This is a genomic window from Flavobacterium johnsoniae (assembly GCF_001879205.1).
Lineage (GTDB): Bacteria > Bacteroidota > Bacteroidia > Flavobacteriales > Flavobacteriaceae > Flavobacterium > Flavobacterium johnsoniae_A.
In genome coordinates, this window is record NZ_MLFK01000001.1 from 97,704 (window position 1) to 122,000 (window position 24,297).

Sequence of the window (24,297 nt, forward strand, 5' to 3'; positions counted from 1 at the left end):
ATCATGGTCATTATTTAGCAGTTCTCCACCAATGATAATAATTGTGAAGTCCATCATATTCAAATCCGCATCGAGGATATAACGTATTTCCTATATCATTTGTTTTTTCCGTTTCCAGCATTAAACCACACGCTCCAGTTTCTTCACACCATAATTTACTGCGATCAATTAACGCCACAGACAATCCTTTACCACGATAATCCGGATGTACAAAAAGATCACTTAAAAGCCATTGCTTTTGCAGTTTTGTATAATGAAATAATTTGTAGAGCTGCACAAATCCAACAGCAATTCCGTTAGTAATTACTAAAAAAATATCCGACTCATTATTCAATAATCGCTCTTTAAGAAATGCTTTTCCTTTTTCTACATCAGATTCCTGACGATAAAAAACACGATAAAGATTAAAAAGTTCTGCTGTTTCATTAAGATCTTCAATACTTGCTTTTTTGATTTTGTAATCCATTGTTTTAAGTGTTTCAGTTAAAAAAGCGAAAGTATCATAAAGAACAAACTCACATATAGTCCAGTTTGAACAAAACAAGCTCATCCAGCATTCTGCAAAGTTATTCGGCAATAAAAACTAAAAAATCAGTGTATTTCTAGAAATAAAGAGATTTGCATTTTTTGGGCGTTTCCTCCGGCCGGGCTATCCGCTTTATTCCCAATTAACAAAAACTACGGCTAAAAAGCCTTGTTTTTCTAAATCGGGAGATACCGCTCCTATCCCTAACGCAGAGCTGGGTAAACTAGAAATTTTGTTTTCAAAATTGCCAAACATCGTAAGACTGCTGGTTCTTCGCAAACACACACAACGTCATTACGAGGAATAAAAAAAAACCGCTGGTTAAAACCAACGGTTATTTATATTAATTAATTCGTGAAAATTGGTGCAATTCTTGGCAGGCAAAAACCTCAATGTTCCCCATACCCAATATCATCCATTTTACCGCTAAAAACACGATACTGAATAATAAAGTAAATAATCACAAGAAACAAAGCAATAAAAAACCAGCTCAATCCGGCGTTTAATCCGTATTCGTGAGCGGCGGTGTTGTAAATCGTTAGCGATGGATTGACTTTATTGGTTGAAGGCAATACATTCGGAAAAATCGAAACTGCTGTTGATGCAAATCCTCCCACTAGAAATAAAGTGGAGAATACAAATCCGTGACCGTCTTTTTTAAACGAACGGACTTTAAACAAGCCGGCAATTCCTATAAAAGTCAAAACTGGAAAAAACCACAAGATTGGATTTTCAACAAAATTATGAAACGGCTGGGGCTCAATAAAATGCCAGATCTGTAAGGATATGCAAACTAAAATTAAAAGAACAATATTCAGTTTAAAAACTACATTTTTAAGTTTCGGATTCAGAGATGAATTTGTTTTATAAATAATCCAGTTCGCGCCGTGAATCGTTAAAGCGACAACGCTCACAATCCCCAAGAAAAGCGTAAACCAATCTATAATCCCCAATTCATTTGCCTGCGGGCTAAAAGTCGGATTCCATAAAGGCAGAAAGAAAAAATGTGGTTCTTGCGTTGAAATTCCGTTTTGCACCATTCCGAGATTTACACCACGAACAATATTTCCTAAAGCAATCCCGAAGAAAAGCGCCAAAAGCAAACTTGCGATCCCAAAAGCTTTATCCCAAATCGATTCCCACATTGCGTTATGGATCTGTCCGCGCATCTCCAATCCAATAGCACGAAAAATCAATAGCCATAAAATCATAATCAAAGGGAGATAAAAACCGCTGAATGAGGAAGCATATAAAGTTGGAAAAGCAAAAAACAAAACCCCTCCAGCCGCAATCAGCCAGACTTCATTAGCATCCCAAAACGGACCAATTGCGCTTGTAATTGCCTTTTTATCTTTTTCTGTATCAGCAAAAAATAAGTGAATAATTCCTGCTCCAAAATCGTAGCCGTCTAAAACCAGATAAACAGCCAGAATTCCCATTAAAACTACGTACCAAAAAAATTCCATATCTATATTTTTTCTGATGAAAGGTCTACATTATGAGGCCCTTTATTAATAATTTTTCCAATTAAAAGTAAAAACAGCATTCCCAGTAAAAGGTATAAACCTATAAAACCCAGTAATGTAAACAAGGTATTTCCCGATGAAACCGTTGGTGAAGCACCGGCTGCAGTCCGCATTAAATTGTAAACCAGCCAAGGCTGTCTGCCTAATTCAGCCGTGTACCAGCCTGTTGTATTGGCAATGTACGGAAACGGCATCATGAACATTAGCGACCATAAAATCCATTTGGTTTCAAACAATTTTCCTCTTATTAATTGAAAAAGCGAAATCACCATTAATCCAATAAATACGGTTCCAAGTCCTACCATAATATGATAGGCATAATACAATCCCGAAATATTGGTTGGATGCAGATCTTCTTCAAACTGATCTAAACCTTTAATTTCCTGTTCCCAGTTTCCATAAGTCAGGAAACTTAAAATATTAGGAACGGCAATTTTATTATCGAGTTTTTTGTCTTTTACATCGGGCTGGCCAATTAATACAATTTCAGAACCTTTCTTTTCGGTATGAAAAATCCCTTCCATTGCGGCAAAAGTCACAGGCTGATATTTTACAACGTTTTTTGCGAGTAAATCTCCCGTTGGAACCGCTACTATTACACTCGAAATCAATCCGAAGATCACTCCCGTTTTAAGGAACAATTTCCCGAAAGAAACATTTTTCTGACTTAAAATATAGAAAGCGCCAATTCCGGCCACAACAAATGAGCTTGTTACTAAAGAAGCGGCCTGATTGTGTAAGTAAGAAGGCCAAAGCCACGGATTTAAAAATAAAGCCTGAAAATTATTCAGTACAAATTTTCCGTTTTCGAGAATCTCATAACCTACCGGATTCTGCATCCAGGAATGTGTGGCAATAATTAAATAACCACTCGCCCAGGAACCAATCATAATTAATAATCCGGTTACAAAATGCCATTTATGGCCAAGGAGTTTTTCTCCAAATAAAAATAAACCCAGAAAAGAAGATTCGAGAAAGAAAGAAAACATTCCTTCCATTGCAAGGGTCTGCCCAATAATTCCTCCCGTTAATTCGGAGAATTTTGCCCAGTTTGTTCCAAATTGAAACTCCATTGGAATTCCGGTTACAACACCCATTGCAAAATTGAGGGCAAAGATTTTCATCCAGAAATGGGTGGCGTGATTGTATTGTTCGTTTTTAGTTTTTAAGTATTTCCATTTGAAGTAAACAATGATGAGCGAAAGACCCATTGTAAGCTGTGGAAAAAGATAATGAAAAGTAATGGTGAAGGCGAATTGCATTCGGTCATAAAAGAGCATTTCTTCCATAAGTGTCGTTTGTTTATGAAGTTCCACAAATTTACCCATTAAAACCCGAATTAACGTGCTTTAAAAAAAGTTTATGACCTTATATTTGTTAAACTTTTCAACAATTTAAAGGGTAGAAATGACACTTGTCATTACAACTTTGTCGAAGTTTGAAAATTTGACAAAGTTTTGCCGACGAAAAAAAACTATTTCTTCAAAATTCCTTTTTCAAGGCTTTCATTAATCAAACCTTCGGCGTACGTCCATAAAGAATTTGAGCCTTCTTTAATAACGCTCTTTTTTTCATAAACCTTATCGTAATTCACGCCAAATTCTTTCCAGGTTCCTCCATTATTCGAGGTGTTCTGCAATAAAGGTTCTAACCTGTCCATTGATTTTGCAAATTTGGCCTCGTTGGTTTCTCCGGCTTCAAATTCTTCCCAAATTGAAATCAATTCTTCGGCCTGTTTTTTCGGAAGCAAACCAAAAATTCTATTTGCTGCCAATCTTTCTTCATCGGTATTATCATGACTTTTTGCCGTATCATATATAAAAACATCTCCAGCATCAATTTCTACAATATCATGTATTAAAACCATTTTTACGACTTTTAAAACATCAATCGGCTCATTTGAATGTTCTGCCAAAACAATTGCCATCAAAGCTAAATGCCAGCTGTGTTCTGCATCATTTTCATTTCGATCGCTGTTAAACAGTTTTGTTTTTCGCTGAATGTATTTTACTTTATCAATTTCTTTTATAAAAGCAATTTGATCTAATAAATCTGCTGTGTTCATAATAATGATGTATAAATGATTTCGTAAAGCTGTAAAATTACAAAATGCTTAATCCTTAATCAAATTCCACTTCCTTTGATTTACTATTCTTAGTCAATTTTATTTTTCTTTCCATTTTTTACACAAAAATCAAATTTCTGTAACATAAGTCACCTATTTTACGAAAAAACTAGATTACCTTTGTTATCCCTTATTTTTACAATACGTATCATGAAAATAGAACAAATTTACACCGGATGCCTGGCACAAGGTGCTTATTATATTACTTCAAACGGAGAAGCGGCGATTATTGATCCGCTTCGGGAAATCCAGCCTTATCTGGATCGTTTGAAACGCGATGATGTGAAACTGAAATATATTTTTGAAACACATTTTCACGCTGATTTTGTTTCGGGACATGTTGATTTAAGCAAAGAAACAAAAGCACCAATTGTATACGGACCTAATGCAGCCTGCGAATTTGACTGCATTTCTGCAAAAGACGGACAGGAATTTAAAATTGGAAATGTTACCATTAAAGTTCTTCATACTCCGGGACACACTTTAGAAAGCACTACCTATTTATTGATTGACGCTGACGGAAAAGATCATGCGATTTTCTCCGGAGATACTTTATTTATAGGTGATGTGGGTCGTCCTGATCTGGCTCAAAAAGCCGCCGGAATGACTCAGGATCAATTGGCCGGGATTTTATATCATTCGTTAAGAGATAAAATCATGACGCTGGCAGATGACGTTATCGTTTATCCTGCGCACGGAGCCGGAAGTGCCTGCGGCAAAAACATGAGCAAAGAAACGGTCTCAACGATAGGAAATCAAAAAGCGACCAACTATGCTTTGCGCGCCAATATGACCGAAGAAGAATTCATCAAAGAAGTAACCGATGGATTACTGCCTCCTCCAGCCTATTTCAGCATGAATGTAGCCATGAACAAACAAGGTTATGAAAGTTTTGAATCGGTTTTGCATAACGGAATGAAATCTATTAAGGCTGAAGAATTTGAGGCTGTTGCCGAAGAAACCGGAGCGTTGATTTTAGATACCAGAAAAAGTGGTGATTTTGCAAAAGGATTTATTCCTCAGTCAATTAACATCGGGATTAATGGTGATTTTGCTCCGTGGGTTGGAACTTTAATAGGCGATGTAAAACAACCTATCATATTAGTAACCGAAACAGGTCTTGAAGAAGAAACCGTAACTCGTTTAAGCCGTGTTGGTTTCGATTCTATCATTGGTCATCTTGAAGGCGGATTTGAAGCCTGGGAAAAAGCTGGTTTTGAAACTGATACAGTAAACCGAATCTCAGCTGAAGAATTTGCCGGTAAATTTAATATCAAAGAAGATAAAGTGATTGATGTTCGTAAAGAAACCGAATATGAAGCAGAACATATCGAAGATGCTTACAGTAAACCTTTGGCTTATATTAATGACTGGGTAAAAGATATTAATCCGAATGAACATTTTTACCTGCATTGCGCCGGTGGATACAGAAGCATGATTGCCGCTTCGATTTTGCAGGCACGCGGTTTTAGAAATTTCAGCGAAGTTGACGGCGGTTTTGGCGCCATTGCAAAAACTGAAATTCCAAAATCAGATTTTGTCTGCCAGAGTAAAGTATTGAAATAAATTAAAGATACTGAGTTACTAAGATTCTAAGGTTCTAAGTTTTTTTTAACCTTAACCTTAGTAACTTAGTATCTTAGAAACTTAAAAAAAAATGCTAGAAATTTTAAAAGAACCTTGGCCTTGGTACGTTTCAGGTCCGTTGATTGGATTAACAGTTCCTATTTTATTGATTATCGGAAATAAATCTTTCGGGATTAGTTCTTCACTTCGTCATATTTGCGCGGCTTGTATTCCTTCCAATATTCAGTTCTTTAAGTACGACTGGAAAAAAGAAAGCTGGAATTTATTCTTTGTTTTCGGAATATTTTTGGGCGGCGTTATTGCGGCTTACTTTTTATCCAACCCGAATGAGGTTCAAATTACTCCTGAACTTTCAGAACAATTAGCTTCTTACGGAATCACAGATCATTCTGGTTTGGTTCCGGCCCAATTATTTTCGTGGGACAGTTTATTAACCCTTCGCGGCTTTATTATGATTGTTGTGGGCGGCTTTTTAGTTGGTTTCGGAACGCGTTATGCCGGCGGATGCACAAGCGGACATGCGATTATGGGAATTTCAAACTTACAGTGGCCTTCATTAGTAGCTACAATTTGTTTTATGATTGGCGGTTTTGTAATGTCGCTTTTGATTCTGCCTTATATTCTTTCACTTTAAAATTTCAAAAATGAGCAATTTAGAAAATAAAAACACCGATACTGAAGGAATCAACGGAAGTCAAATTAAAGATTCGGGATTTTCGAATTTAAAATATCTAGTTGTTGGAATTCTTTTCGGGATCGTATTTGTAAAAGCAGAAATCATCAGCTGGTTTCGTATTCAGGAAATGTTTCACCTGCAGTCATTTTTTATGTACGGTGTAATTGGAAGTGCCGTAGTTGTTGGTATGATATCTGTTTTTATCATTAAAAAATTCAACATCAAAACCCTTCAGGGAGAAAAAATAGAAATTCAGCCTAAAACGTTCAGCAAAGGACAAATCTATGGCGGGTTATTATTTGGTTTTGGATGGGCCATTACCGGAGCTTGTCCCGGACCGCTTTTTGCTCAAATAGGCACCGGAGCAACTGTAATTGTGATTACATTATTAAGCGCAATTGCAGGAACCTGGGTTTATGGTTTCTTTAAAGATAAACTACCTCATTAAAATTTATTTACAGTTTAAGATCTAAAAAATGAGCCAAACAGAACAGCTAATTTTAAGAAAAGCAGACCTTTCTGAAACAGATCAAATTTGGAATATCCTGCAAGATGCTATAGAACAAAGACGACAAGACGGAAGTTCGCAATGGCAGGATGGATATCCTAACCAACTTACAGTTCAAAATGACATACAAAATGGTTATGCGTATGTGCTTACAGAAAATGAATCGATCCTGTGTTACGCCGCCATAATATTTGACATAGAACCAGCTTATGAAGATATACAAGGCAAATGGCTTACAGATGGCGATTATGCCGTTGTGCATCGGGTTGCAGCATCAAAACTAGCAAAAGGAAAAGGAATTGCAACAAAACTTTTTAAAAACATAGAAGATGTCTGCCTTGCAAACAATATTCATAGCATAAAAGTAGACACCAACTTTGACAATATACCAATGTTGAAAATTCTTGATAAATTAAACTACACCTATTGTGGCGAAGTATTTTTTAGAGGATCAGCACGAAAAGCATTCGAAAAAGAATTAACGTAAAATATCGAATTTCAAAATTACAATTAAACCCGACAGGCCTAAAAAACTGTCGGGTTTCTTATTTCTCCTGCTTTCGCGAGGATAAAGCTAATCCGAAACAACAAAAGAAAAAGCACGGCAACATTCACATAATAAGGTGTAACGCACACAGTAATTCTATCCTTTTATCTGGATGGCGGCAAACTCTGATGTTACCAAAGCCGAATTTCTTTTAAAATACAATTATAACCTTCTGCTCTATTTCACCTAATTCCGTTTTGTTTCATTAAGTTTGTTGTTAAAAATAAACGCCAGTAAAAAAACTAAGCCATAATTATATGAAACATTCCGAACAGTTATTAAAATTAAAAAACACTGAAAAGTGGGATGTTATTATAATAGGCGGAGGTGCAAGCGGTTTGGGAACTGCAGTTGACGCAGCAAGCAGAGGCTACAAAACAATTTTGTTGGAAGCTGTAGACTTTGCAAAGGGAACTTCAAGCAGAAGTACAAAATTAGTTCATGGCGGTGTTCGATATTTAGAACAAGGAAATATACATTTAGTAAGGGAAGCACTAAAAGAAAGAGGTTTGATGGCAAAAAATGCAGGTCATTTGGTCAAAAACCAATCTTTTGTAATTCCAAATTACAATTGGTGGGGTGGTTCTTTTTACACCATCGGGTTAAAAATCTATGATTTGCTGGCAGGACGTTTAAGTTTAGGCAGTTCAAAATATATTTCAAAAGAAAAAACAATTGAGATGCTCCCCAACGTTGAAGAAAAGGGTTTGGTGAGCGGTGTGATTTATCACGATGGACAATTTGATGATTCCAGGCTTGCCATTAATCTTGCACAAACTGCGGTAGAAAAAGGTGCCTGTATTTTAAATTATTCTAAAGTTACAAACTTAGTAAAGGATAACAACAATCAGGTTATTGGTGTTCAGGTATGTGATCAGGAAACTGGTGAAAAATATAACTTAAAAGGATCTGCGATAATTAATGCAACCGGCGTTTTTACAAATGCTATCATGAAGCTGAATGACACGGTTTACAAAAAATATATTGTTCCGAGCCAGGGAATTCATCTTGTATTTGATAAATCATTTTTACCGGGTGATCACGCTTTGATGATTCCAAAAACAAGTGATGGACGAGTTTTATTTGCAGTGCCATGGCATAATCGTATTGTAGTAGGAACAACAGATACTTTAATTAAAAAACAAAGTTTGGAGCCTATCGCCTTAGAAAGCGAAATTGCATTTGTACTGCAAACCGCGCAGCATTTTTTAGCAAAGAAACCAACGAGAGCTGATGTATTGTCTGTTTTTGCAGGCTTGAGGCCTTTGGCTGCACCTGAAGAAGAAGGGAAAAGCACTAAAGAAGTTTCCAGAAGCCATAAAATTATAGTTTCGGAAACAGGCTTAATTACCATTACGGGAGGAAAATGGACCACTTATAGAAAAATTGCAGAAGATATTATAAACAAAGCAATTAAAACAGGTAAACTTCCTAAAAAACAATGTGTAACAGAACATCTTCCTATTCATGGAAATAAAATTACTACAACTTTAGACCGGGAAAATCACTTGTATATCTATGGATCTGATATTCCTAAAATAATCGAATTGCAGCAAAACCATCCTGAACTAAACGAAAAAATTCATCCAAATCACGAATTTACGATGGCAGAAGCGGTTTGGGCTATTCGATATGAAATGGCGAGAACGATAGATGATATTTTAGCAAGACGTGTTCGTTTATTATTTTTAGATGCCCGAGCTGCCATTCAATCTTCAGAAAAGATAGCACGGGTACTTGCAAAGGAATTGGGACATGATGAAGCCTGGATAACTAAAGAAATTTCAAATTTCAGGGCAATTTCAAAGGGATTTCTTTTATCTGAATTTCAATAAAGCTTTCCATTTAAAGTTTAAAAAAAGACTACTCCAATTTTAAACAATAGTTAAATATCAACATATCAATATTTTAAATAGATTTTTACAGTATTTTTATACTAATTATATAGGGTTTCTGTACATAGTGATTCTGCTTTATTTGAATTAACAAAAAATTAACACAACATTTGTATATACAACTATTAAAAGCTATACATTTGTATATACAAATTATACACTTACGACTATGACAATTGAAGAGGTTATTAAGAGTACAGTTAAGATGGATAATGCGAAAAAAGTTATTCTGAATATCATGTACACACAAAATGTGATTCAGGATCATTTCAACGAGTTAATAAAACCGTATGATTTATCCGGAGAGCAATACAATGTACTGCGTATATTAAGAGGACAAAAAGGAAATCCTGCTAATATGTGTGTTATACAAGAACGTATGTTAGCTAAAACGAGCAACACAACCCGATTAGTTGACAAATTACTACTGAAAGAATTCGTTACAAGAAATGTCTGTCCTGACAATCGCCGAAAAATTGAAGTTTTAATTACGCAAAAAGGACTTGATGTTTTAAAAGAATTAGACCCGAAAGTAGATGAGCACGAGCGCACATTTGCCGAGAATATAAGCCCGGAAGAATTAGAATTATTAAATACATTATTAGAAAAATACCGAACCCAACAAAATTAATATTTATGAGCACACTATTAGATAATCTAAACTGGAGATATGCAACAAAAAAGTTTGATGCATCAAAAAAAATATCTTCAGCAGATTTAAATACTTTAAAAGAAGCCGTAAGATTAGCCGCTTCTTCATACGGATTACAACCATACAAAGTGATTGTTGTAGAAAATCCGGAAATCAGAGAAAAATTAAAAGCTGCCGCTTATGGGCAAACTCAAATTACTGATGCTTCGCAGCTGTTTATCTTTGCAAACGACTTAAATGCCGGAGCAGAATCTGTAGATGCTTACATCAAAAATATCAGCGAAACAAGAGGTGTTCCTGCTGATGCATTAGCTGGATTCAGCGATATGATGAAAGGCACAATTGCTAACTTATCACAAGAAGCTAAAAATATCTGGACAGCAAAACAAACTTATATCGCTTTAGGAACTTTATTGGCCGCTGCAGCTGAATTAAAAATCGATGCAACTCCTATGGAAGGTTTTAATGCTGCTGCATTTAACGAAATCTTAGGTTTCGATAAATTAGGCTTAAACGCTTCAGTTATTGCTACTGTAGGTTACAGACATACTGAAGACGATACACAGCACTACAAAAAAGTTAGAAAATCTCACGAGGAATTATTTATCACTATATAATTATTATTAATCAAATTCAATTTAACAACATGAAAAATTTAAAGACAATTGCAATTGCATTATTCGTAGCAGCAGCTGGTATCTCAGTAAACGCTCAAACTAAAAAAATCGACGTAAAAGCATCTACTATTAAATGGGTAGGTAAAAAAGTAACTGGAGAGCACTCTGGAACTGTAAACTTTAAAGACGGAGCTGTAGTTTTCAAAGGAAAAAAATTAACTGGTGGTTCTTTCACTGTTGATATGACTTCATTAACTTCTACAGACTTAACTGGAGAATACCAAGGAAAATTAAACGGTCACTTAAAAGCTGATGATTTCTTTGGAACTGACAAATTCCCAACTTCAAAATTAGTTTTCAAAAAAATCGGATCTAAATCTGCTGATGTTTATACTGTAACTGCTGATTTAACTATTAAAGGAATCACTAAACCAGTAACTTTTGATATCACTGTAAACGGAAACACTGCTACAACAGCTTTCAAAGTTGACAGAACTAAATACGATATTAAATACAACTCTGGTAACTTCTTCGAAAACTTAGGAGACAAAACTATCAATGACGATTTCGAATTAACAGTAGCTTTAAAATTCTAATTTAAGCACACTAAATTCATATATAAGAAAAACCCTAACAGATTGATTCTGTTAGGGTTTTCTTATTTTTAAACTTTTCAAAAACATAACGTTCTTAATATTAAAATAACACTTTCATAATAACTATAGCCGTATTGATTAACATTCGGCCTCTAATTTTGAGCAAAATAAAAATCAAAAACTAGAAATAATATTATAGTTATGAAAACAAAAATACATATTGTAATTTTTACACTTTTATGCACTTTTTTTCTTCAAGCCCAACAGCAGACTAAAGGAATTATTGGAAGTAACAATTGGATGAACAACTGGACTAATTTTAATCCGGCCAAAATAGAATACAACGAAGCTACCAATATAATTGCAGGAACGATCGATAAAGATACCCGATTAGTAAAACGAAACACTTACCAGCTGGTTGGTATTGTTTATGTAACCAATAATGCCGTTTTAACTATAGAACCCGGAACTGTTATTCGCGGAGATGATAAAACCTGTGGTACACTTGTAGTAACAAATGGCTCGAAAATTATAGCCGAAGGTCTGGAAACAGATCCAATCGTTTTTACTTCAAATAAAGAAATTGCAGACAGAAGACCGGGAGACTGGGGCGGTATTATTATTTTAGGAAAAGCACCAATTAACTCTCTTGGAGGCCTTCATACACTGCCTTTTAACCTAGAACCTATGTTAAATCATTACGGTGGTACAGATGCAGAAGATAATTCGGGTATTTTAAAATATGTTCGAATTGAATTCTCCGGCAGAAAATTAAGTGCCGAAAAAGAACTTAACGGATTATCGCTTGCAGGTGTTGGGAGAAAAACAGTTTTGAGCAATATACAAGTAAGTTACTCAAATGATGATTCTTTCGAATGCTATGGAGGTGATTTAAATATGAATAACCTAATTTCATACAGAACCACAGACGATGATTTCGATTTTACGCAAGGTGCACAAATCAACATCAATAACAGTATTGCTATTCGTCATCCCTTTTCATCAGATATTTCAGGATCAAGATGCTTTGAAGTAGACTCTTACGACAAAATCCAAAATACAGATATGAGCAAAAAAATGACTAAAATCAATGCCAGCAACATCTCTTTGGTTAATTTAGAAGAGAATAATCAGGGATTGGTCAGAGAATCAATTTTCGTTAGAGAAAACACTTTTTTCAATTTAAGCAACAGTATTGTTTCCGGTTTTACACCTTTTGTTTTATTGGAAGGAAATATTGGAAACGGAGAAGCAAATCTCTCAAAAATGAGTTTCAAAAACATTCTTGTAAACAATTGCAACGGCGGTATTACAAGCGAATCTTCGAGCAGTAATGCGTCAATTCAGAATTTTTACAATCCAAATTCTGGCAATGAATACACAAAAATGAAGAATACGGAGCTGTTTACAACCCCAAATATCAAAGGAAATCCAGATTTTAGAGCAAACGTAAATAACACGCTTGCTATTGGAAATTAAGCTTTTGAAGAAACTTTAATTTTCAAAATTTAACAAATTTCAAAATTTAGAAAAGTTTTTTTTGAAATTTTATGTATTCTAATTCAAATTACATTTATATCTTTGTCACATCAAAATAAAGAAATGAAAACATTAATGAACAATACTTGGTGGTGGAAGAATTTACGTCAAACGTCGTGAACGAAGCTTCCTATGGTATTTTCAAAACTATAAATATAAAAGGCTTGTCATCACGACAAGCCTTTTTTTTTGGCCGAAAAAAAACTAAAAATTATAATTAAAAAACTAAAAACAACATACTTTGAAACCTTTTATACTCAACACACATTACAAACAAATTCTGGCAGACACCATTACGCCGGTTAGTATTTACTTTAAAATAAGAGATAAATTCCCAAATAGTTTATTACTGGAAAGTAGTGATTATCACGGAAATGACAATAGTTTCTCCTATATCTGCTGTAATCCGATTGCAACGATTAAGATTGAGAACGAAACAATTTCAAAAACTTTTCCTGACGGAACTTCGGAACAAAATAAAATTGACGCTTCGACAAATATTCCAGAAGTAATTCAGGAATTTTCAAGCAAGTTCCAATCAGAGAAAAACGATTTCAAATTTATTAATAATGGCTTATTCGGATACATTTCTTATGATGCCGTTCGTTACTTTGAGAAAGTTTCAATTGCCAAAAAAGATACTGCCACTTTAATTCCGGATGTTTTTTATGCCGTTTATCAAAACATCATCGCGATCAATCACTTTAAAAATGAAGCGTATATTTTCTGCCACAGCGTTGACGGAAAAAATAACATTGCTGAAATTGAGCAATTATTACAATCCAGAAATATTGCATCGTACAAATTCACCAAAGAAGGCGAAGGTTTCTCAAACTTAACCGATGAAGAATTCAAACACAATGTGGCTTTAGCTAAGAAACACTGCTTCCGTGGAGACGTTTTTCAATTGGTGCTTTCACGCCGATTTACACAAGGTTTTAAAGGTGACGAATTTAATGTGTACAGAGCTTTAAGGAGCATTAATCCATCTCCTTATTTATTCTTTTTTGATTATGGAGATTTCAAAATATTTGGGTCTTCGCCCGAAGCACAAATTATCGTAAAAAACAGAAAAGCAGAAATTCACCCAATTGCCGGAACTTTTAAAAGAACCGGAAATGACGAGCGAGATGCACTTTTGGCCAAAGAACTTTCTGAAGATAAAAAAGAAAACAGTGAGCACGTAATGCTAGTCGACTTAGCAAGAAATGATTTAAGCCGAAATGGTCACGATGTAAACGTAGAAAAATACAGAGAAGTTCAGTTTTTCTCTCACGTAATTCATTTGGTTTCAAAAGTAACCGGACATTTACATGAAAAAGCAACTACAATGCAGGTTGTGGCTGATACTTTTCCTGCCGGAACTTTGAGTGGCGCTCCAAAACACAGAGCCATGCAATTGATTGAAGATTACGAAAAAACCAACCGTAATTTTTACGGAGGAGCCATTGGCTTTATGGATTTTGAAGGCAACTTTAATCACGCTATCATGATTCGAACTTTCCTAAGTAAAAACCATCAATTGCATTGTCAGGCCGGAGCCGGAATTGTAGCCAGTTCTGACGAAGAAAGTGAAATGCAGGAAGTTTACAATAAATTAAGAGCGTTGAATACAGCGCTGGAAATGGCAGAGAAAATTTAATTTTTGTTTCAAATTTCAAGTTATTGGAACCTGAAACAATTAACAAACAAACCATAAAAACCATAAAAACCATAAACTATCAATAATCATGAAAAAAGCAATTTCAATTTTAGTTTTAATCATTTGTACAACAGCTTGTAATACAGAAAAAAAGCAAAATCCACTTGAAGGAACCTGGCGTCTGATATCAGCAGAAACCACTGAAAAAGATTCTACGTTCTCTACTTTTAATCCAAAAACAAAAATGATTAAAATAATAAATGATACACATTTTGCTTTTTTCAATCACGATTTGAACAATGGTAAAGATTCAACAAATGCAGTTTTCTTTGGAGGAGGCGGAAAATATACTTTAAAAGACAGTATTTATACCGAGAATCTGGAGTTCTTTAATAACAGGCAATGGGAAAATGGCAAATTTGAGTTTGTGGTAAAAATCAAAAACGACACCTTAACTCAAAAAGGAGTCGAAAAAGTAGAAAAATTAGGAATCGACCGTATTATTACTGAAAAGTACGTTCGAGAGTAAAAAATAGTTTCAGGTTTAAAGTTTCAGGTTTCACGTTGTTGGAACTTGAAACAAAAAAAAACCTGAAACCTGAAACAAAAAAGACATGAAAAAAATATTAGTTATAGACAATTACGATAGTTTCACTTATAATTTAGTGCACTATTTAGAAGATTTAAACTGCGAAGTAACCGTTTACAGAAACGATGAATTTGATATTGACGAAATCGCTTCTTTCGATAAAATATTACTTTCTCCAGGACCCGGAATTCCGGATGAAGCAGGGTTATTAAAAGCAGTAATTGAAAAATACAGCCCAACAAAAAGTATCCTTGGCGTTTGTTTAGGACAGCAAGCCATTGGAGAAGTTTTCGGAGGAACACTTTCAAATCTTGACAAAGTATATCACGGAGTTGCAACGAATGTAAAAACCGTAGTGTCAGACGAAATTTTGTTTGAAGGTTTAGGAAACGAATTTGAAGTAGGGAGATACCATTCATGGGTTGTTGACAGCAATTTACCGGAAGTTCTGGAAGCAACTTCAATCGACGAAAACGGGCAAATTATGTCACTAAGACACAAAACTTTTGATGTAAGGGGCGTTCAGTTTCACCCGGAAAGTGTTTTAACCCCAAAAGGGAAATTGATTTTAGAGAACTGGATTAAGAGCTAGTTTTTAGTTTACAGTCTCAGTATTCAGTCTCAGTGACAGTTTACAGAAAAAAAACTTAGCAACTTAGTCTCTTAGAACCTTAGCATCTTAAAAATGGAAATAACTATTTCAGCAACTAAAGAAATCAATATTGAAGATATATTGGTTTTATACAAAGCAAACGAATGGAGTTCGGCTAACAAACCAAACGAATTATATAATGCTCTTTTAAATTCAGAAACCTTGATTACGGCCTGGGACGAAAAAAAGTTAGTTGGACTTGGGAATGCGATTTCTGATGGATTTTTAACCGTTTATTATCCGCATTTATTGGTACTTCCGGAATATCAGGGAAAAGGAATCGGGAAATTGATTATGGATAAAATGCAGGAGAAATACAGTCACTTTCATATGCAAATGTTAACTGCCGACGGAAGATCAGTTGATTTTTATAAAAAGAACGGATTTGAACGTGCCGGAAAAACAGAACCGATGTGGATTTATCAGGGAGATGAACATTAAAAAAGTACACAGTCTCAGTCACAGTTTAAAATCTTAGCAACTTAGAGTCTCAGTAACTCAGAACCTTAAAGAAAAATGAAAAATATATTAAACAAATTAATCAATCACGAAGTGCTTTCTAAAGAAGAAGCTAAAAACGTGTTGATTAATATCTCAAGCGGTCAGTACAATCCGAGTCAGATTTCGGCATTTTTGACCGTATTTATGATGCGAAGCATTACAATTGATGAACTTTCGGGCTTTCGCGAAGCTTTGTTAGAATTGTGTGTTCGTATTGATTTATCAGCTTACAATACAATCGATTTGTGCGGAACCGGCGGCGACGGAAAAGATACTTTCAACATTTCTACTTTGGCCTCATTTATTTCTGCCGGAGCGGGAATAAAAGTTGCAAAACACGGAAATTACGGCGTTTCTTCTATTTCAGGATCGAGCAACGTAATGGAAAAAATGGGAATCAAATTCAGTAACGATCCTTCGTTTTTAGAAAAATGTATCGACAAAGCCGGAATTTGCGTTTTACACGCTCCCCTATTTCACCCGGCCATGAAAAACGTTGGGCCAATTCGTAAAGAATTAGCCGTAAAAACGTTCTTTAATATGCTGGGACCAATGGTAAACCCATCATTTCCACAAAATCAATTAGTTGGTGTTTTTAATCTTGAATTAGCGAGAATGTATGCTTATTTATATCAAAATACCGATATCAATTTCACGATTTTACATTCGCTTGACGGCTATGATGAAATCTCATTAACAGGTCCGACTAAAACGATCACATCTCGCATGGAAGGAATGCTGAAACCAGAAGATTTTGGCGTTCGTTTATTATCACAAAGCGAAATCGAAGGCGGAAAAACCATCGAAGAATCAGCTGAAATGTTTATCAATATCATTTCCGGAAAAGGAACAGAAGCGCAGAACAATGTCGTTTTAGCCAATGCTGCCATGGCAATTGCAACGGTTAATAAATGTTCACCGCTTGAAGGATTTGAACTGGCAAAAGAAAGTCTGTTCTCTGGAAAAGGTTTGAACGCATTGAAAACATTACAGGAATTAAGTAAATAAAAAATAGTTTCTTTTGTTTCAGGTTTCAAGTTTCAAGTTAGTTGGAACCTGAAACCTGAAACTTGAAACCTGAAACAAACAAAACTCATGAATATTTTAGATAAAATAATAGTTGATAAACAACGAGAAGTCGTTCTTAAAAAATCGATTATTCCGGTTTCGCAATTGGAAAGCTCTGTGTTTTTCGGAAGAGAAACGATTTCTTTGAGCCAAAAACTAAAAACAAGTTCTACCGGAATTATTGCAGAACACAAACGTCGTTCTCCATCAAAATCAGTTATAAATCATAGTTTTACGGTTGAAGAAGTCGTAAAAGGTTATGAGAATGCAGGCGCTTGCGGAATTTCTGTTTTAACAGACGGAAAATATTTTGGAGGATCTTTAGACGATTTACTTCTGGCAAGAGCGAGCGTAAATATTCCGCTTTTGCGAAAAGAATTTATTGTCGATGAATACCAAATTCTGGAAGCCAAAGCCTTTGGAGCCGATTTGATTCTTTTAATCGCAGCGGTTTTAACTCGTGAAGAAATTAAATCGTTATCAGAATTTGCAAAGAAATTAGGCTTAGAAGTTCTGTTAGAAGTTCACAATCAGGAAGAACTGGAAAAATCGATTATGCCAAGTTTAGACATGATTGGAGTAAACAACCGAAACCTAAAAACTTTTGAAGTAAGTCTTGATTTCAGCAAACAATTAGCATCACTAATTCCGGATGATTTTGTAAAAGTTTCCGAAAGCGGCATTTCATCGATCGAAGCCATTTCAGAACTTAGACCCTATGGTTACAGTGGTTTTTTAATTGGAGAAAACTTCATGAAAACCGACAACGCAGGAAAAGCAGCTGTTGACTTTATTAGTCAGCTGTAAGCTTTAGGTTATAAGCTTGAGCAACTATCACATAAACTAATTCAGCATAAAGCATAAAGCCAAAAGCTTATTGCCTAATGCTTAAAGCATCAAAAAAAAAAATGAAACTCAAAATATGCGGCATGAAATATCCCGAAAACATTCTCGAAGTAGGAGCGCTCCTACCCGATTATATGGGATTTATTTTCTGGGAAAAATCCGCACGATATTTTAACGGAACTATTCCGGAGCTGATCAAAACCATCAAAAAAGTGGGTGTTTTTGTCAATCAAAGTCAGGAAGAAATTTTAGAAAAAGTCGCACAATACAATTTACAAGCTGTTCAGTTACACGGAAATGAATCTGTTGAATTTTTATCAGAACTAAAAAAACAACTGCCTCAAAAAATCGAAATTATTAAAGTTTTTTCGGCTGATGAAAATTTTGATTTTGAAGTCATAAAACCTTTCGAACCGGTTTGTGATTATTTCTTATTTGATACCAAAGGAAAATTACCGGGTGGCAACGGAACAACTTTTGACTGGACAATATTGAAAAAATACAATTCTGCTAAACCATTCTTTTTGAGTGGCGGCATCGGAATAAATGAATTAAAAGCCATAGAAGAAATTTCAAAAAGCAGTTTACCTATTTATGCTGTGGATGTAAATAGTAAATTTGAAATTGAACCAGGGCTTAAAAACAAAAATCTATTTAGCAATTTCAAACGAAAATTTGATGTTGCCAACTTTTAAAATTTAAACAAAATGAGTTTTAACGTCAACGAAAAAGGATATTACGGAGAATTTGGAGGAGCTTACATTCCAGAAATGCTTTATCCAAATGTAGAAGAATTACGTCAAAAATACCTTAGCATAATGGATGAACCAGATTTTAAGGCTGAGTTCAACCAATTGCTTAAAGATTATGTGGGACGCCCTAGTCCACTGTATTTTGCAAAACGTTTATCTGAAAAATACAATACAAAAGTCTACTTAAAAAGAGAAGATTTAAACCATACAGGAGCGCATAAAGTCAACAATACAATTGGGCAGATTTTATTAGCAAAACGTTTGGGTAAAAAAAGAATTATTGCCGAAACCGGAGCGGGTCAGCACGGCGTAGCAACAGCAACGGTCTGTGCTTTAATGGGAATTGAGTGTATTGTATACATGGGTGAAATCGACATTGCACGTCAGGCACCAAACGTGGCTCGTATGAAAATGTTAGGTGCAGAAGTTCGTCCGGCACTTTCGGGTTCAAGAACTTTAAAAGATGCAACTAACGAAGCAATTAGAGACTGGATCAACAATCCGGTTGACACACATTATATTATCGGATCGGCAATTGGACCTCATCCTTATCCGGATATGGTGACGCGTTTTCAAAGCATTATTTCAGAAGAAATAAAATGGCAGTTAAAAGAAAAAGAAGGTCGTCAAAACCCTGATTATGTTGTGGCCTGCATTGGGGGAGGAAGCAACGCAGCAGGAACATATTACCACTTTCTTCACGAACCTGAAGTGGGAATTATTGCTGTTGAAGCAGCCGGAAAAGGTGTAGACAGCGGTCATAGCGCTGCAACCAGTAAATTAGGAAAAGTAGGCGTTATTCACGGTTGTAAAACGCTTTTGATGCAAACTCCAGACGGACAAATTACTGAACCTTATTCTATTTCTGCCGGATTAGATTATCCGGGAGTCGGGCCTTTGCACGCACATTTGGCACAAACCGGCCGCGGCGAATTCTTCTCTGTTACCGATGATGATGCTATGAATGCAGGTTTACAGCTTACTAAATTAGAAGGAATTATCCCGGCAATCGAGAGCGCACATGCATTTGCAGTTTTAGATCAAAAGAAATTTAAACCTACAGATATTGTAGTTATCAGCCTTTCTGGCCGGGGAGATAAAGATTTAGACAATTATATAGATTATTTTAAATTGTAATAAAAATCGTAATTTGGGCGTTCGCAAGGAAGACTCACTCCTAAATCTTTTCCTTTAAAAAAAAGAAAAAGGATGCAGTTTACCAGCACTAACGCAGCAAACAATGAGAAAAAAACAATAATTATGGAACAGTTATTTTCATACGGAACATTACGATCAAAAGAAATTCAAATGCGTCTTTTCAATAAACTATTGACAGGAACCCCGGATCAGCTTCTTGGCCATAAACTAAAAAGCCTGCAGATTGAGGAAGAATTTGGGATGGCAGATTACGTTGTAGTTGTCCCAAGCGATGACCTTTCAGACACTATTTATGGTGTTGTTTTTACCATTTCAAATACAGATTTGGCAAAAGTAGATGTATTCGAATCAAATTCATATAAAAGAGTACGCGTTACATTAAAATCCGGAATTGAAGCCTGGATTTATATGGAAAATTAATTGTAAACAATAACCAAAATGATTTTAGCCGCGGCACAAACAAAACCAGCAAGGGGAAATATTGAGGCTAATTTAGCAGACCATTATAGTCTTATCCATTTGGCAGTGCAAAATGAAGCGCAATTAATTGCATTTCCCGAAATGTCCATCACAGGTTATGAAAGAGAAAATGCAAAGCAGTTTGCTTTCAAGAAAGACGATTCGAGACTGGATCATTTAAAAAAACTGGCTGTCGAAAATAACATTATAATTATTGCAGGCGCTCCTATTCAGATAGAATCGGAATTGTTTATTGGTGAATTTGTGATTTCTCCGGATAATTCGGTTTCAATTTATACAAAGCAGTTTTTGCATGAAGGAGAAGACAAATATTTTCAATCTTCATTCAATTATAACCCAGTGCTTACAATTGAAGATCAAAAGATTTCATTTGCAATTTGTGCCGATATAGATCATCCGCAGCATGCTGAAAATGCCGAAAAAAAAGCAACTGATATTTACATTGCCAGTATTTTCTTTTCACCAAATGGGATTCCGAATGCGTATCGCGATTTACAAAGTTACGCTCAAAAACACAAAATGAATGTTTTGATGGCTAATTTCGGCGGCGAATCATGGGGTTATCCTTCCGGCGGAAAAAGCGCTTTTTGGAATAATAAAGGACAACTCGTCGGTCAGATGAATGATTCTGATTCCGGATTATTATTGGTCGAAAATCAAAATGATAATTGGACAAGTAGAGTTATCAAAATTTAAAAAAAATGCCACAGATTGCACAGATTAAAAAGATTTTTTTCACGCAGATTTGGCAGATTAAAGCGGATTTAAATAAAAGCAAATCTGCATAAATCAATTTAGATCTGCGGGAAAAATTTACAAAGTTAATCCGTGAAAATCGTTTAATCGGTGGCAAAAAAAACAAACTAAATAATATATCTGCAAGGTTTGATCCCGAAGCTTAGGGACTTGCAGGAGCAAATAAAAGATATTAAAATGAACAGAATAACTCAAAAATTACAAGAAGATAAAAAGATTCTTTCTATCTATTTTTCTGCTGGCTTTCCTAATTTAAATGATACCGTGCAGATTATTCAGGACTTAGAAAAAAACGGCGTCGATTTGATCGAAATTGGACTTCCGTTCAGCGATCCTTTGGCTGATGGACCAACGATTCAGGCAAGTTCTACACAGGCACTTCATAACGGAATGACGACTCAAATTCTTTTTAACCAGCTTCAAAACATCCGCGAAAGCGTAAAAATTCCGTTGATTATTATGGGATATTTTAACCCAATGTTACAATATGGTGTTGAAGCTTTTTGTAAAAAATGTGCTGAAATTGGAATCGACGGATTAATTATTCCAGATCTTCCGGTTGATGTTTATGCAGATGAATACAAAGCTATTTTCGAAAAATACGGATTAATCAATGTATTCCTGATTACGCCTCAAACTTCAGACGAACGCATTCGTTTTATCGACAGCGTTTCAAACGGCTTTATTTATATGGTAAGTTCTGCAAGCGTTACAGGATCTCAGTCTGGTTTTGGAAACGTTCAGGAAGATTATTTTGAAAGAATTTCCGATATGAATTTGAAGAATCCGCAGATTGTAGGTTTTGGAATTTCAAATAAAGAAACTTTTAATCAGGCAACTAAATATGCTAAAGGCGCTATTATTGGAAGTGCTTTTATCAAACATTTGAGCGAAAGTGGTTCTGGGAAAATTAAAGAGTTTGTTGGGGAGATTCGCTAATTATCGTTTTTAAATAAAAAACAAACTAATACAGCTGAAATACTAAGTGTTTCAGCTTTTTTTATGCCTAAAACAACTATTCCTACCTATGTTAATATTATGTTAAAATAAAATTAAACAAGTGTTTAAATTAAACAAGTGTTTAATTTTGTACCCGATTAGAAAAAATACCATGTCAAACATCGAATTAAACGATAAAAAAATTCAGATTCTCACCGTAGCTGAAAAGCTTTTTTCGGATAAAGGATTTGAGGGTACATCAATACGAGACATCTCAAAACATGCCAAAATTAACATTGCCATGGTTTCGTATTATTTTGGTTCTAAAGATAAATTACTGGAATCTTTAATTCTTTACAAAACAGCTGATTTAAAACTGCAAATCGAAAGTTTACAGCACGAAGATCTTCATCCTCTTGATAAAGTAAATAAATTAGTTGAAATTTATATTAATCGAATTAATTGCAATAGAGGGATTTTCAGGGTTTTACATTTCGAACTAGCCTCAAAAAAAAGAGAAGAAAGTCTTACTGCTTTCACAGAATTGAAAAAGGGTAATCTTAAATCTCTTGAATCTATTATTAAAGAAGGCCAATCCAAAGGAATTTTCAGAAAAGATGTCATTATTCCTTTAATCACACCAACGATTATGGGTACTTTTTTTCATTTCCACATGAACAAATCCTTTTTTGAGGAACTCTTAAATCTAAATACAGAAACGTTATACAACGATTACATTAAAAACAGTCTTACAAAGCACATTCAACAAACTATAAAAGCGCTACTTGTTTATGAAAATTAGTCAATTAATGCTCTTTGGAGTTTTCTTTATCGGAATATCTTCAATAGAAGCACAAGAAAAAACAAGTTTAACCTTAGATGAGGCCGTAAAAATGGCTTGGGAAAAGAGTAACGAAGTTACGCTTGCCAATACTAAGGTAAACTCAAAAAAATACGAACTGCAAACGGTTAAAAATAACCAATATCCTGATTTAAAAATTTCTGGTCAGTACCAGCGTTTAACAAAAGCTTCAATCGACATGCCAAATCAAGGTGAAGGAGCATCTCTTGCCTCTCCTGATCGTGCCATGTTTGGAATGGCAAATTTAAGCCTGCCGCTTTTTGCAGGATTTAAAATCCAGAATAGTATTGATGCCTCTGAAAGCTTATATGAAGCTGAAAGCGTTAATGCTGTTAAAACAAAAGAGGATGTAGCTTTAAGAGTGGTTACTTACTACACTGCTTTGTACAAAGCACAAAAAACTCTGGATGTTTTAAATGAAAATCAAAAAAGTGCTAAACAGCGTGTTACTGATTTTACTGAGTTAGAGAAAAACGGAATTATTCCGAGAAATGATTTATTGAAGGCACAATTATTAGTTTCAAAAACGCAATTGTCTATTGATGAAGCTAACAATAATATCAATAACATTAATTTTTATTTAACGACATTACTTAAATTAGACCCATCTGTAAAAATTCAGGTTAATGAAGAAGATTTCTTTAACTTAAAAACAACCAATGCACCAACATCTGATGCTTTGGCTCTTGAAAGCAGAAAAGATTTAGAGGCTATTCGTTTACAGCAAAAAGCTTCTGAAGCTAATGTAAAAATAGCAAAAGCAGGATATTATCCAACCATTTCATTGCTTGGAGGTTATACTGCATTAGATCTTAAAGATATTATTACAGTAAAATATGCTATGAATTTTGGCCTAGGTTTATCTTATGATTTATCAGGCATTCTTAAAAACAGTGCACACGTTAAAGAAGCAGAAAGTAAAGCTCTTGAAGTAAAAAATACTGAAGCTATTATGACTGACCGCATTAAAGTTGAAGTTCAAAAATCTATAGAAGATTACGACCTGGCGATCAATCAGAGTGTAGTGTACAATGAAGCATTACAGCAGGCTGCAGAAAATTACAGACTTGTAAAAGACAAATTCGACAACGGTCTTGCTGATACCAATGATTTGGTTGAAGCTGATGTTGAACACTTAAGCGCCAAAATTAATACTGCTGTATCAAAGGCAACTATTATTCAAAAATATTACGAATTACTTTCAGTATCAGGACAATTATCACAATCATTCAATCTTTCTAAAATATAATCGATAGCT

26 protein-coding genes are annotated in these 24,297 nt (G+C 34.9%); 22 read left to right on the top strand and 4 right to left on the bottom strand.

Going from position 1 to position 24,297, the window contains the following annotated elements; genetic code table 11:
• Positions 1–10: 10 nt before the first annotated feature.
• The 4 genes from BKM63_RS00400 to BKM63_RS00415 form a co-directional block, all read right to left on the bottom strand.
• Positions 11–466, bottom strand: coding sequence for a GNAT family N-acetyltransferase (locus BKM63_RS00400; protein ID WP_071635048.1), 456 nt, complete (start codon positions 464–466; stop codon positions 11–13).
• Between the two features lie 449 nt (positions 467–915).
• Positions 916–1,992, bottom strand: coding sequence for a cytochrome d ubiquinol oxidase subunit II (cydB, locus tag BKM63_RS00405; protein ID WP_071634714.1), 1,077 nt, complete (start codon positions 1,990–1,992; stop codon positions 916–918).
• Positions 1,993–1,994: 2 nt separating this feature from the next.
• Positions 1,995–3,341, bottom strand: a complete 1,347-nt coding sequence (locus tag BKM63_RS00410) for a cytochrome ubiquinol oxidase subunit I (RefSeq protein ID WP_071635049.1) — start codon at positions 3,339–3,341, stop codon at positions 1,995–1,997.
• 185 nt (positions 3,342–3,526) lie between these two features.
• Complete coding sequence (locus BKM63_RS00415; RefSeq protein WP_071634716.1) at positions 3,527–4,117, bottom strand: HD domain-containing protein; 591 nt, start codon at positions 4,115–4,117, stop codon at positions 3,527–3,529.
• A gap of 210 nt (positions 4,118–4,327) precedes the next feature.
• On the opposite strand from BKM63_RS00415, the gene BKM63_RS00420 reads away from it, so the two are divergent.
• From BKM63_RS00420 to BKM63_RS00525, 22 genes are all read left to right on the top strand, one after another.
• Positions 4,328–5,743 carry an MBL fold metallo-hydrolase gene (locus tag BKM63_RS00420; RefSeq protein WP_071634718.1) on the top strand — a complete coding sequence of 472 codons (1,416 nt, stop codon included), beginning with the start codon at positions 4,328–4,330 and terminating at the stop codon, positions 5,741–5,743.
• Between the two features lie 91 nt (positions 5,744–5,834).
• The gene (locus tag BKM63_RS00425) at positions 5,835–6,398 is read left to right on the top strand and encodes a YeeE/YedE family protein (RefSeq protein ID WP_071634720.1); all 564 of its coding nucleotides are present in this window, start codon (positions 5,835–5,837) and stop codon (positions 6,396–6,398) included.
• Between the two features lie 10 nt (positions 6,399–6,408).
• Positions 6,409–6,888 (top strand): DUF6691 family protein, encoded by a 480-nt coding sequence (locus tag BKM63_RS00430; protein WP_071634722.1) that lies wholly within the window; start codon positions 6,409–6,411, stop codon positions 6,886–6,888.
• Positions 6,889–6,916: 28 nt separating this feature from the next.
• The gene (locus BKM63_RS00435) at positions 6,917–7,435 is read left to right on the top strand and encodes a GNAT family N-acetyltransferase (protein WP_071634723.1); all 519 of its coding nucleotides are present in this window, start codon (positions 6,917–6,919) and stop codon (positions 7,433–7,435) included.
• 317 nt (positions 7,436–7,752) lie between these two features.
• Positions 7,753–9,330 (top strand): glycerol-3-phosphate dehydrogenase/oxidase, encoded by a 1,578-nt coding sequence (locus BKM63_RS00440; RefSeq protein ID WP_071634724.1) that lies wholly within the window; start codon positions 7,753–7,755, stop codon positions 9,328–9,330.
• A 229-nt stretch (positions 9,331–9,559) separates the two neighbouring features.
• Positions 9,560–10,021 carry a MarR family winged helix-turn-helix transcriptional regulator gene (locus BKM63_RS00445; protein ID WP_071634725.1) on the top strand — a complete coding sequence of 154 codons (462 nt, stop codon included), beginning with the start codon at positions 9,560–9,562 and terminating at the stop codon, positions 10,019–10,021.
• A gap of 5 nt (positions 10,022–10,026) precedes the next feature.
• Positions 10,027–10,659, top strand: a complete 633-nt coding sequence (locus BKM63_RS00450; protein WP_071634726.1) for an NAD(P)H-dependent oxidoreductase — start codon at positions 10,027–10,029, stop codon at positions 10,657–10,659.
• Positions 10,660–10,688: 29 nt separating this feature from the next.
• Positions 10,689–11,255, top strand: a complete 567-nt coding sequence (locus BKM63_RS00455) for a YceI family protein (RefSeq protein ID WP_071634727.1) — start codon at positions 10,689–10,691, stop codon at positions 11,253–11,255.
• Positions 11,256–11,456: 201 nt separating this feature from the next.
• Positions 11,457–12,734, top strand: a complete 1,278-nt coding sequence (locus tag BKM63_RS00460) for a hypothetical protein (RefSeq protein ID WP_071634728.1) — start codon at positions 11,457–11,459, stop codon at positions 12,732–12,734.
• A 301-nt stretch (positions 12,735–13,035) separates the two neighbouring features.
• On the top strand, positions 13,036–14,436 hold the full coding sequence (locus BKM63_RS00465; RefSeq protein WP_071634729.1) for an anthranilate synthase component I family protein: 1,401 nt from the start codon (positions 13,036–13,038) through the stop codon (positions 14,434–14,436).
• An 88-nt stretch (positions 14,437–14,524) separates the two neighbouring features.
• A complete protein-coding gene (locus BKM63_RS00470) occupies positions 14,525–14,965 on the top strand; it encodes a hypothetical protein (protein ID WP_071634730.1) in 441 nt (146 codons plus the stop codon).
• Positions 14,966–15,050: 85 nt separating this feature from the next.
• Positions 15,051–15,617 (top strand): anthranilate synthase component II, encoded by a 567-nt coding sequence (locus BKM63_RS00475; protein WP_071634731.1) that lies wholly within the window; start codon positions 15,051–15,053, stop codon positions 15,615–15,617.
• Between the two features lie 93 nt (positions 15,618–15,710).
• On the top strand, positions 15,711–16,118 hold the full coding sequence (locus BKM63_RS00480; protein ID WP_071634732.1) for a GNAT family N-acetyltransferase: 408 nt from the start codon (positions 15,711–15,713) through the stop codon (positions 16,116–16,118).
• Between the two features lie 75 nt (positions 16,119–16,193).
• The gene (gene trpD / locus BKM63_RS00485; RefSeq protein WP_071634733.1) at positions 16,194–17,186 is read left to right on the top strand and encodes an anthranilate phosphoribosyltransferase; all 993 of its coding nucleotides are present in this window, start codon (positions 16,194–16,196) and stop codon (positions 17,184–17,186) included.
• A gap of 87 nt (positions 17,187–17,273) precedes the next feature.
• A complete protein-coding gene (trpC, locus tag BKM63_RS00490) occupies positions 17,274–18,053 on the top strand; it encodes an indole-3-glycerol phosphate synthase TrpC (RefSeq protein ID WP_071634734.1) in 780 nt (259 codons plus the stop codon).
• A gap of 101 nt (positions 18,054–18,154) precedes the next feature.
• On the top strand, positions 18,155–18,787 hold the full coding sequence (locus BKM63_RS00495) for a phosphoribosylanthranilate isomerase (protein WP_071635050.1): 633 nt from the start codon (positions 18,155–18,157) through the stop codon (positions 18,785–18,787).
• A gap of 12 nt (positions 18,788–18,799) precedes the next feature.
• Complete coding sequence (trpB, locus tag BKM63_RS00500; RefSeq protein WP_071634735.1) at positions 18,800–19,981, top strand: tryptophan synthase subunit beta; 1,182 nt, start codon at positions 18,800–18,802, stop codon at positions 19,979–19,981.
• A gap of 123 nt (positions 19,982–20,104) precedes the next feature.
• Positions 20,105–20,422, top strand: coding sequence for a gamma-glutamylcyclotransferase family protein (locus BKM63_RS00505; protein ID WP_071635051.1), 318 nt, complete (start codon positions 20,105–20,107; stop codon positions 20,420–20,422).
• Positions 20,423–20,440: 18 nt separating this feature from the next.
• Positions 20,441–21,178: a carbon-nitrogen hydrolase family protein gene (locus BKM63_RS00510; protein ID WP_071634736.1), complete on the top strand. Its 738-nt coding sequence runs from the start codon at positions 20,441–20,443 to the stop codon at positions 21,176–21,178.
• A 237-nt stretch (positions 21,179–21,415) separates the two neighbouring features.
• Positions 21,416–22,177, top strand: coding sequence for a tryptophan synthase subunit alpha (gene trpA, locus BKM63_RS00515; protein WP_071634737.1), 762 nt, complete (start codon positions 21,416–21,418; stop codon positions 22,175–22,177).
• Between the two features lie 172 nt (positions 22,178–22,349).
• Entirely contained in the window at positions 22,350–22,979 is a 630-nt protein-coding gene (locus tag BKM63_RS00520) for a TetR/AcrR family transcriptional regulator (protein WP_071634738.1), read from the top strand.
• The gene (locus BKM63_RS00525; protein ID WP_071634739.1) at positions 22,969–24,288 is read left to right on the top strand and encodes a TolC family protein; all 1,320 of its coding nucleotides are present in this window, start codon (positions 22,969–22,971) and stop codon (positions 24,286–24,288) included. Before BKM63_RS00520 ends, BKM63_RS00525 begins: the two co-directional genes overlap by 11 nt.
• The last annotated feature ends 9 nt before the right edge of the window (positions 24,289–24,297 follow it).

Excerpts from the sequence above, each read along its gene's own strand:
- trpB (WP_071634735.1), top strand. The coding sequence starts at position 18,800 with ATGAGTTTTAACGTCAACGAAAAAGGATATTACGGAGAATTTGGAGGA.
- BKM63_RS00445 (WP_071634725.1), top strand. The coding sequence starts at position 9,560 with ATGACAATTGAAGAGGTTATTAAGAGTACAGTTAAGATGGATAATGCG.
- cydB (WP_071634714.1), bottom strand. The coding sequence starts at position 1,992 with ATGGAATTTTTTTGGTACGTAGTTTTAATGGGAATTCTGGCTGTTTAT.
- BKM63_RS00520 (WP_071634738.1), top strand. The coding sequence starts at position 22,350 with ATGTCAAACATCGAATTAAACGATAAAAAAATTCAGATTCTCACCGTA.
- BKM63_RS00450 (WP_071634726.1), top strand. The coding sequence starts at position 10,027 with ATGAGCACACTATTAGATAATCTAAACTGGAGATATGCAACAAAAAAG.
- BKM63_RS00495 (WP_071635050.1), top strand. The coding sequence starts at position 18,155 with ATGAAACTCAAAATATGCGGCATGAAATATCCCGAAAACATTCTCGAA.
- BKM63_RS00420 (WP_071634718.1), top strand. The coding sequence starts at position 4,328 with ATGAAAATAGAACAAATTTACACCGGATGCCTGGCACAAGGTGCTTAT.
- BKM63_RS00470 (WP_071634730.1), top strand. The coding sequence starts at position 14,525 with ATGAAAAAAGCAATTTCAATTTTAGTTTTAATCATTTGTACAACAGCT.
- BKM63_RS00435 (WP_071634723.1), top strand. The coding sequence starts at position 6,917 with ATGAGCCAAACAGAACAGCTAATTTTAAGAAAAGCAGACCTTTCTGAA.
- BKM63_RS00425 (WP_071634720.1), top strand. The coding sequence starts at position 5,835 with ATGCTAGAAATTTTAAAAGAACCTTGGCCTTGGTACGTTTCAGGTCCG.
- BKM63_RS00430 (WP_071634722.1), top strand. The coding sequence starts at position 6,409 with ATGAGCAATTTAGAAAATAAAAACACCGATACTGAAGGAATCAACGGA.
- BKM63_RS00475 (WP_071634731.1), top strand. The coding sequence starts at position 15,051 with ATGAAAAAAATATTAGTTATAGACAATTACGATAGTTTCACTTATAAT.
- BKM63_RS00440 (WP_071634724.1), top strand. The coding sequence starts at position 7,753 with ATGAAACATTCCGAACAGTTATTAAAATTAAAAAACACTGAAAAGTGG.
- BKM63_RS00505 (WP_071635051.1), top strand. The coding sequence starts at position 20,105 with ATGGAACAGTTATTTTCATACGGAACATTACGATCAAAAGAAATTCAA.
- BKM63_RS00460 (WP_071634728.1), top strand. The coding sequence starts at position 11,457 with ATGAAAACAAAAATACATATTGTAATTTTTACACTTTTATGCACTTTT.
- BKM63_RS00415 (WP_071634716.1), bottom strand. The coding sequence starts at position 4,117 with ATGAACACAGCAGATTTATTAGATCAAATTGCTTTTATAAAAGAAATT.
- trpD (WP_071634733.1), top strand. The coding sequence starts at position 16,194 with ATGAAAAATATATTAAACAAATTAATCAATCACGAAGTGCTTTCTAAA.
- trpC (WP_071634734.1), top strand. The coding sequence starts at position 17,274 with ATGAATATTTTAGATAAAATAATAGTTGATAAACAACGAGAAGTCGTT.
- BKM63_RS00400 (WP_071635048.1), bottom strand. The coding sequence starts at position 466 with ATGGATTACAAAATCAAAAAAGCAAGTATTGAAGATCTTAATGAAACA.
- BKM63_RS00410 (WP_071635049.1), bottom strand. The coding sequence starts at position 3,341 with ATGGAAGAAATGCTCTTTTATGACCGAATGCAATTCGCCTTCACCATT.
- BKM63_RS00455 (WP_071634727.1), top strand. The coding sequence starts at position 10,689 with ATGAAAAATTTAAAGACAATTGCAATTGCATTATTCGTAGCAGCAGCT.
- BKM63_RS00510 (WP_071634736.1), top strand. The coding sequence starts at position 20,441 with ATGATTTTAGCCGCGGCACAAACAAAACCAGCAAGGGGAAATATTGAG.
- trpA (WP_071634737.1), top strand. The coding sequence starts at position 21,416 with ATGAACAGAATAACTCAAAAATTACAAGAAGATAAAAAGATTCTTTCT.
- BKM63_RS00480 (WP_071634732.1), top strand. The coding sequence starts at position 15,711 with ATGGAAATAACTATTTCAGCAACTAAAGAAATCAATATTGAAGATATA.
- BKM63_RS00525 (WP_071634739.1), top strand. The coding sequence starts at position 22,969 with ATGAAAATTAGTCAATTAATGCTCTTTGGAGTTTTCTTTATCGGAATA.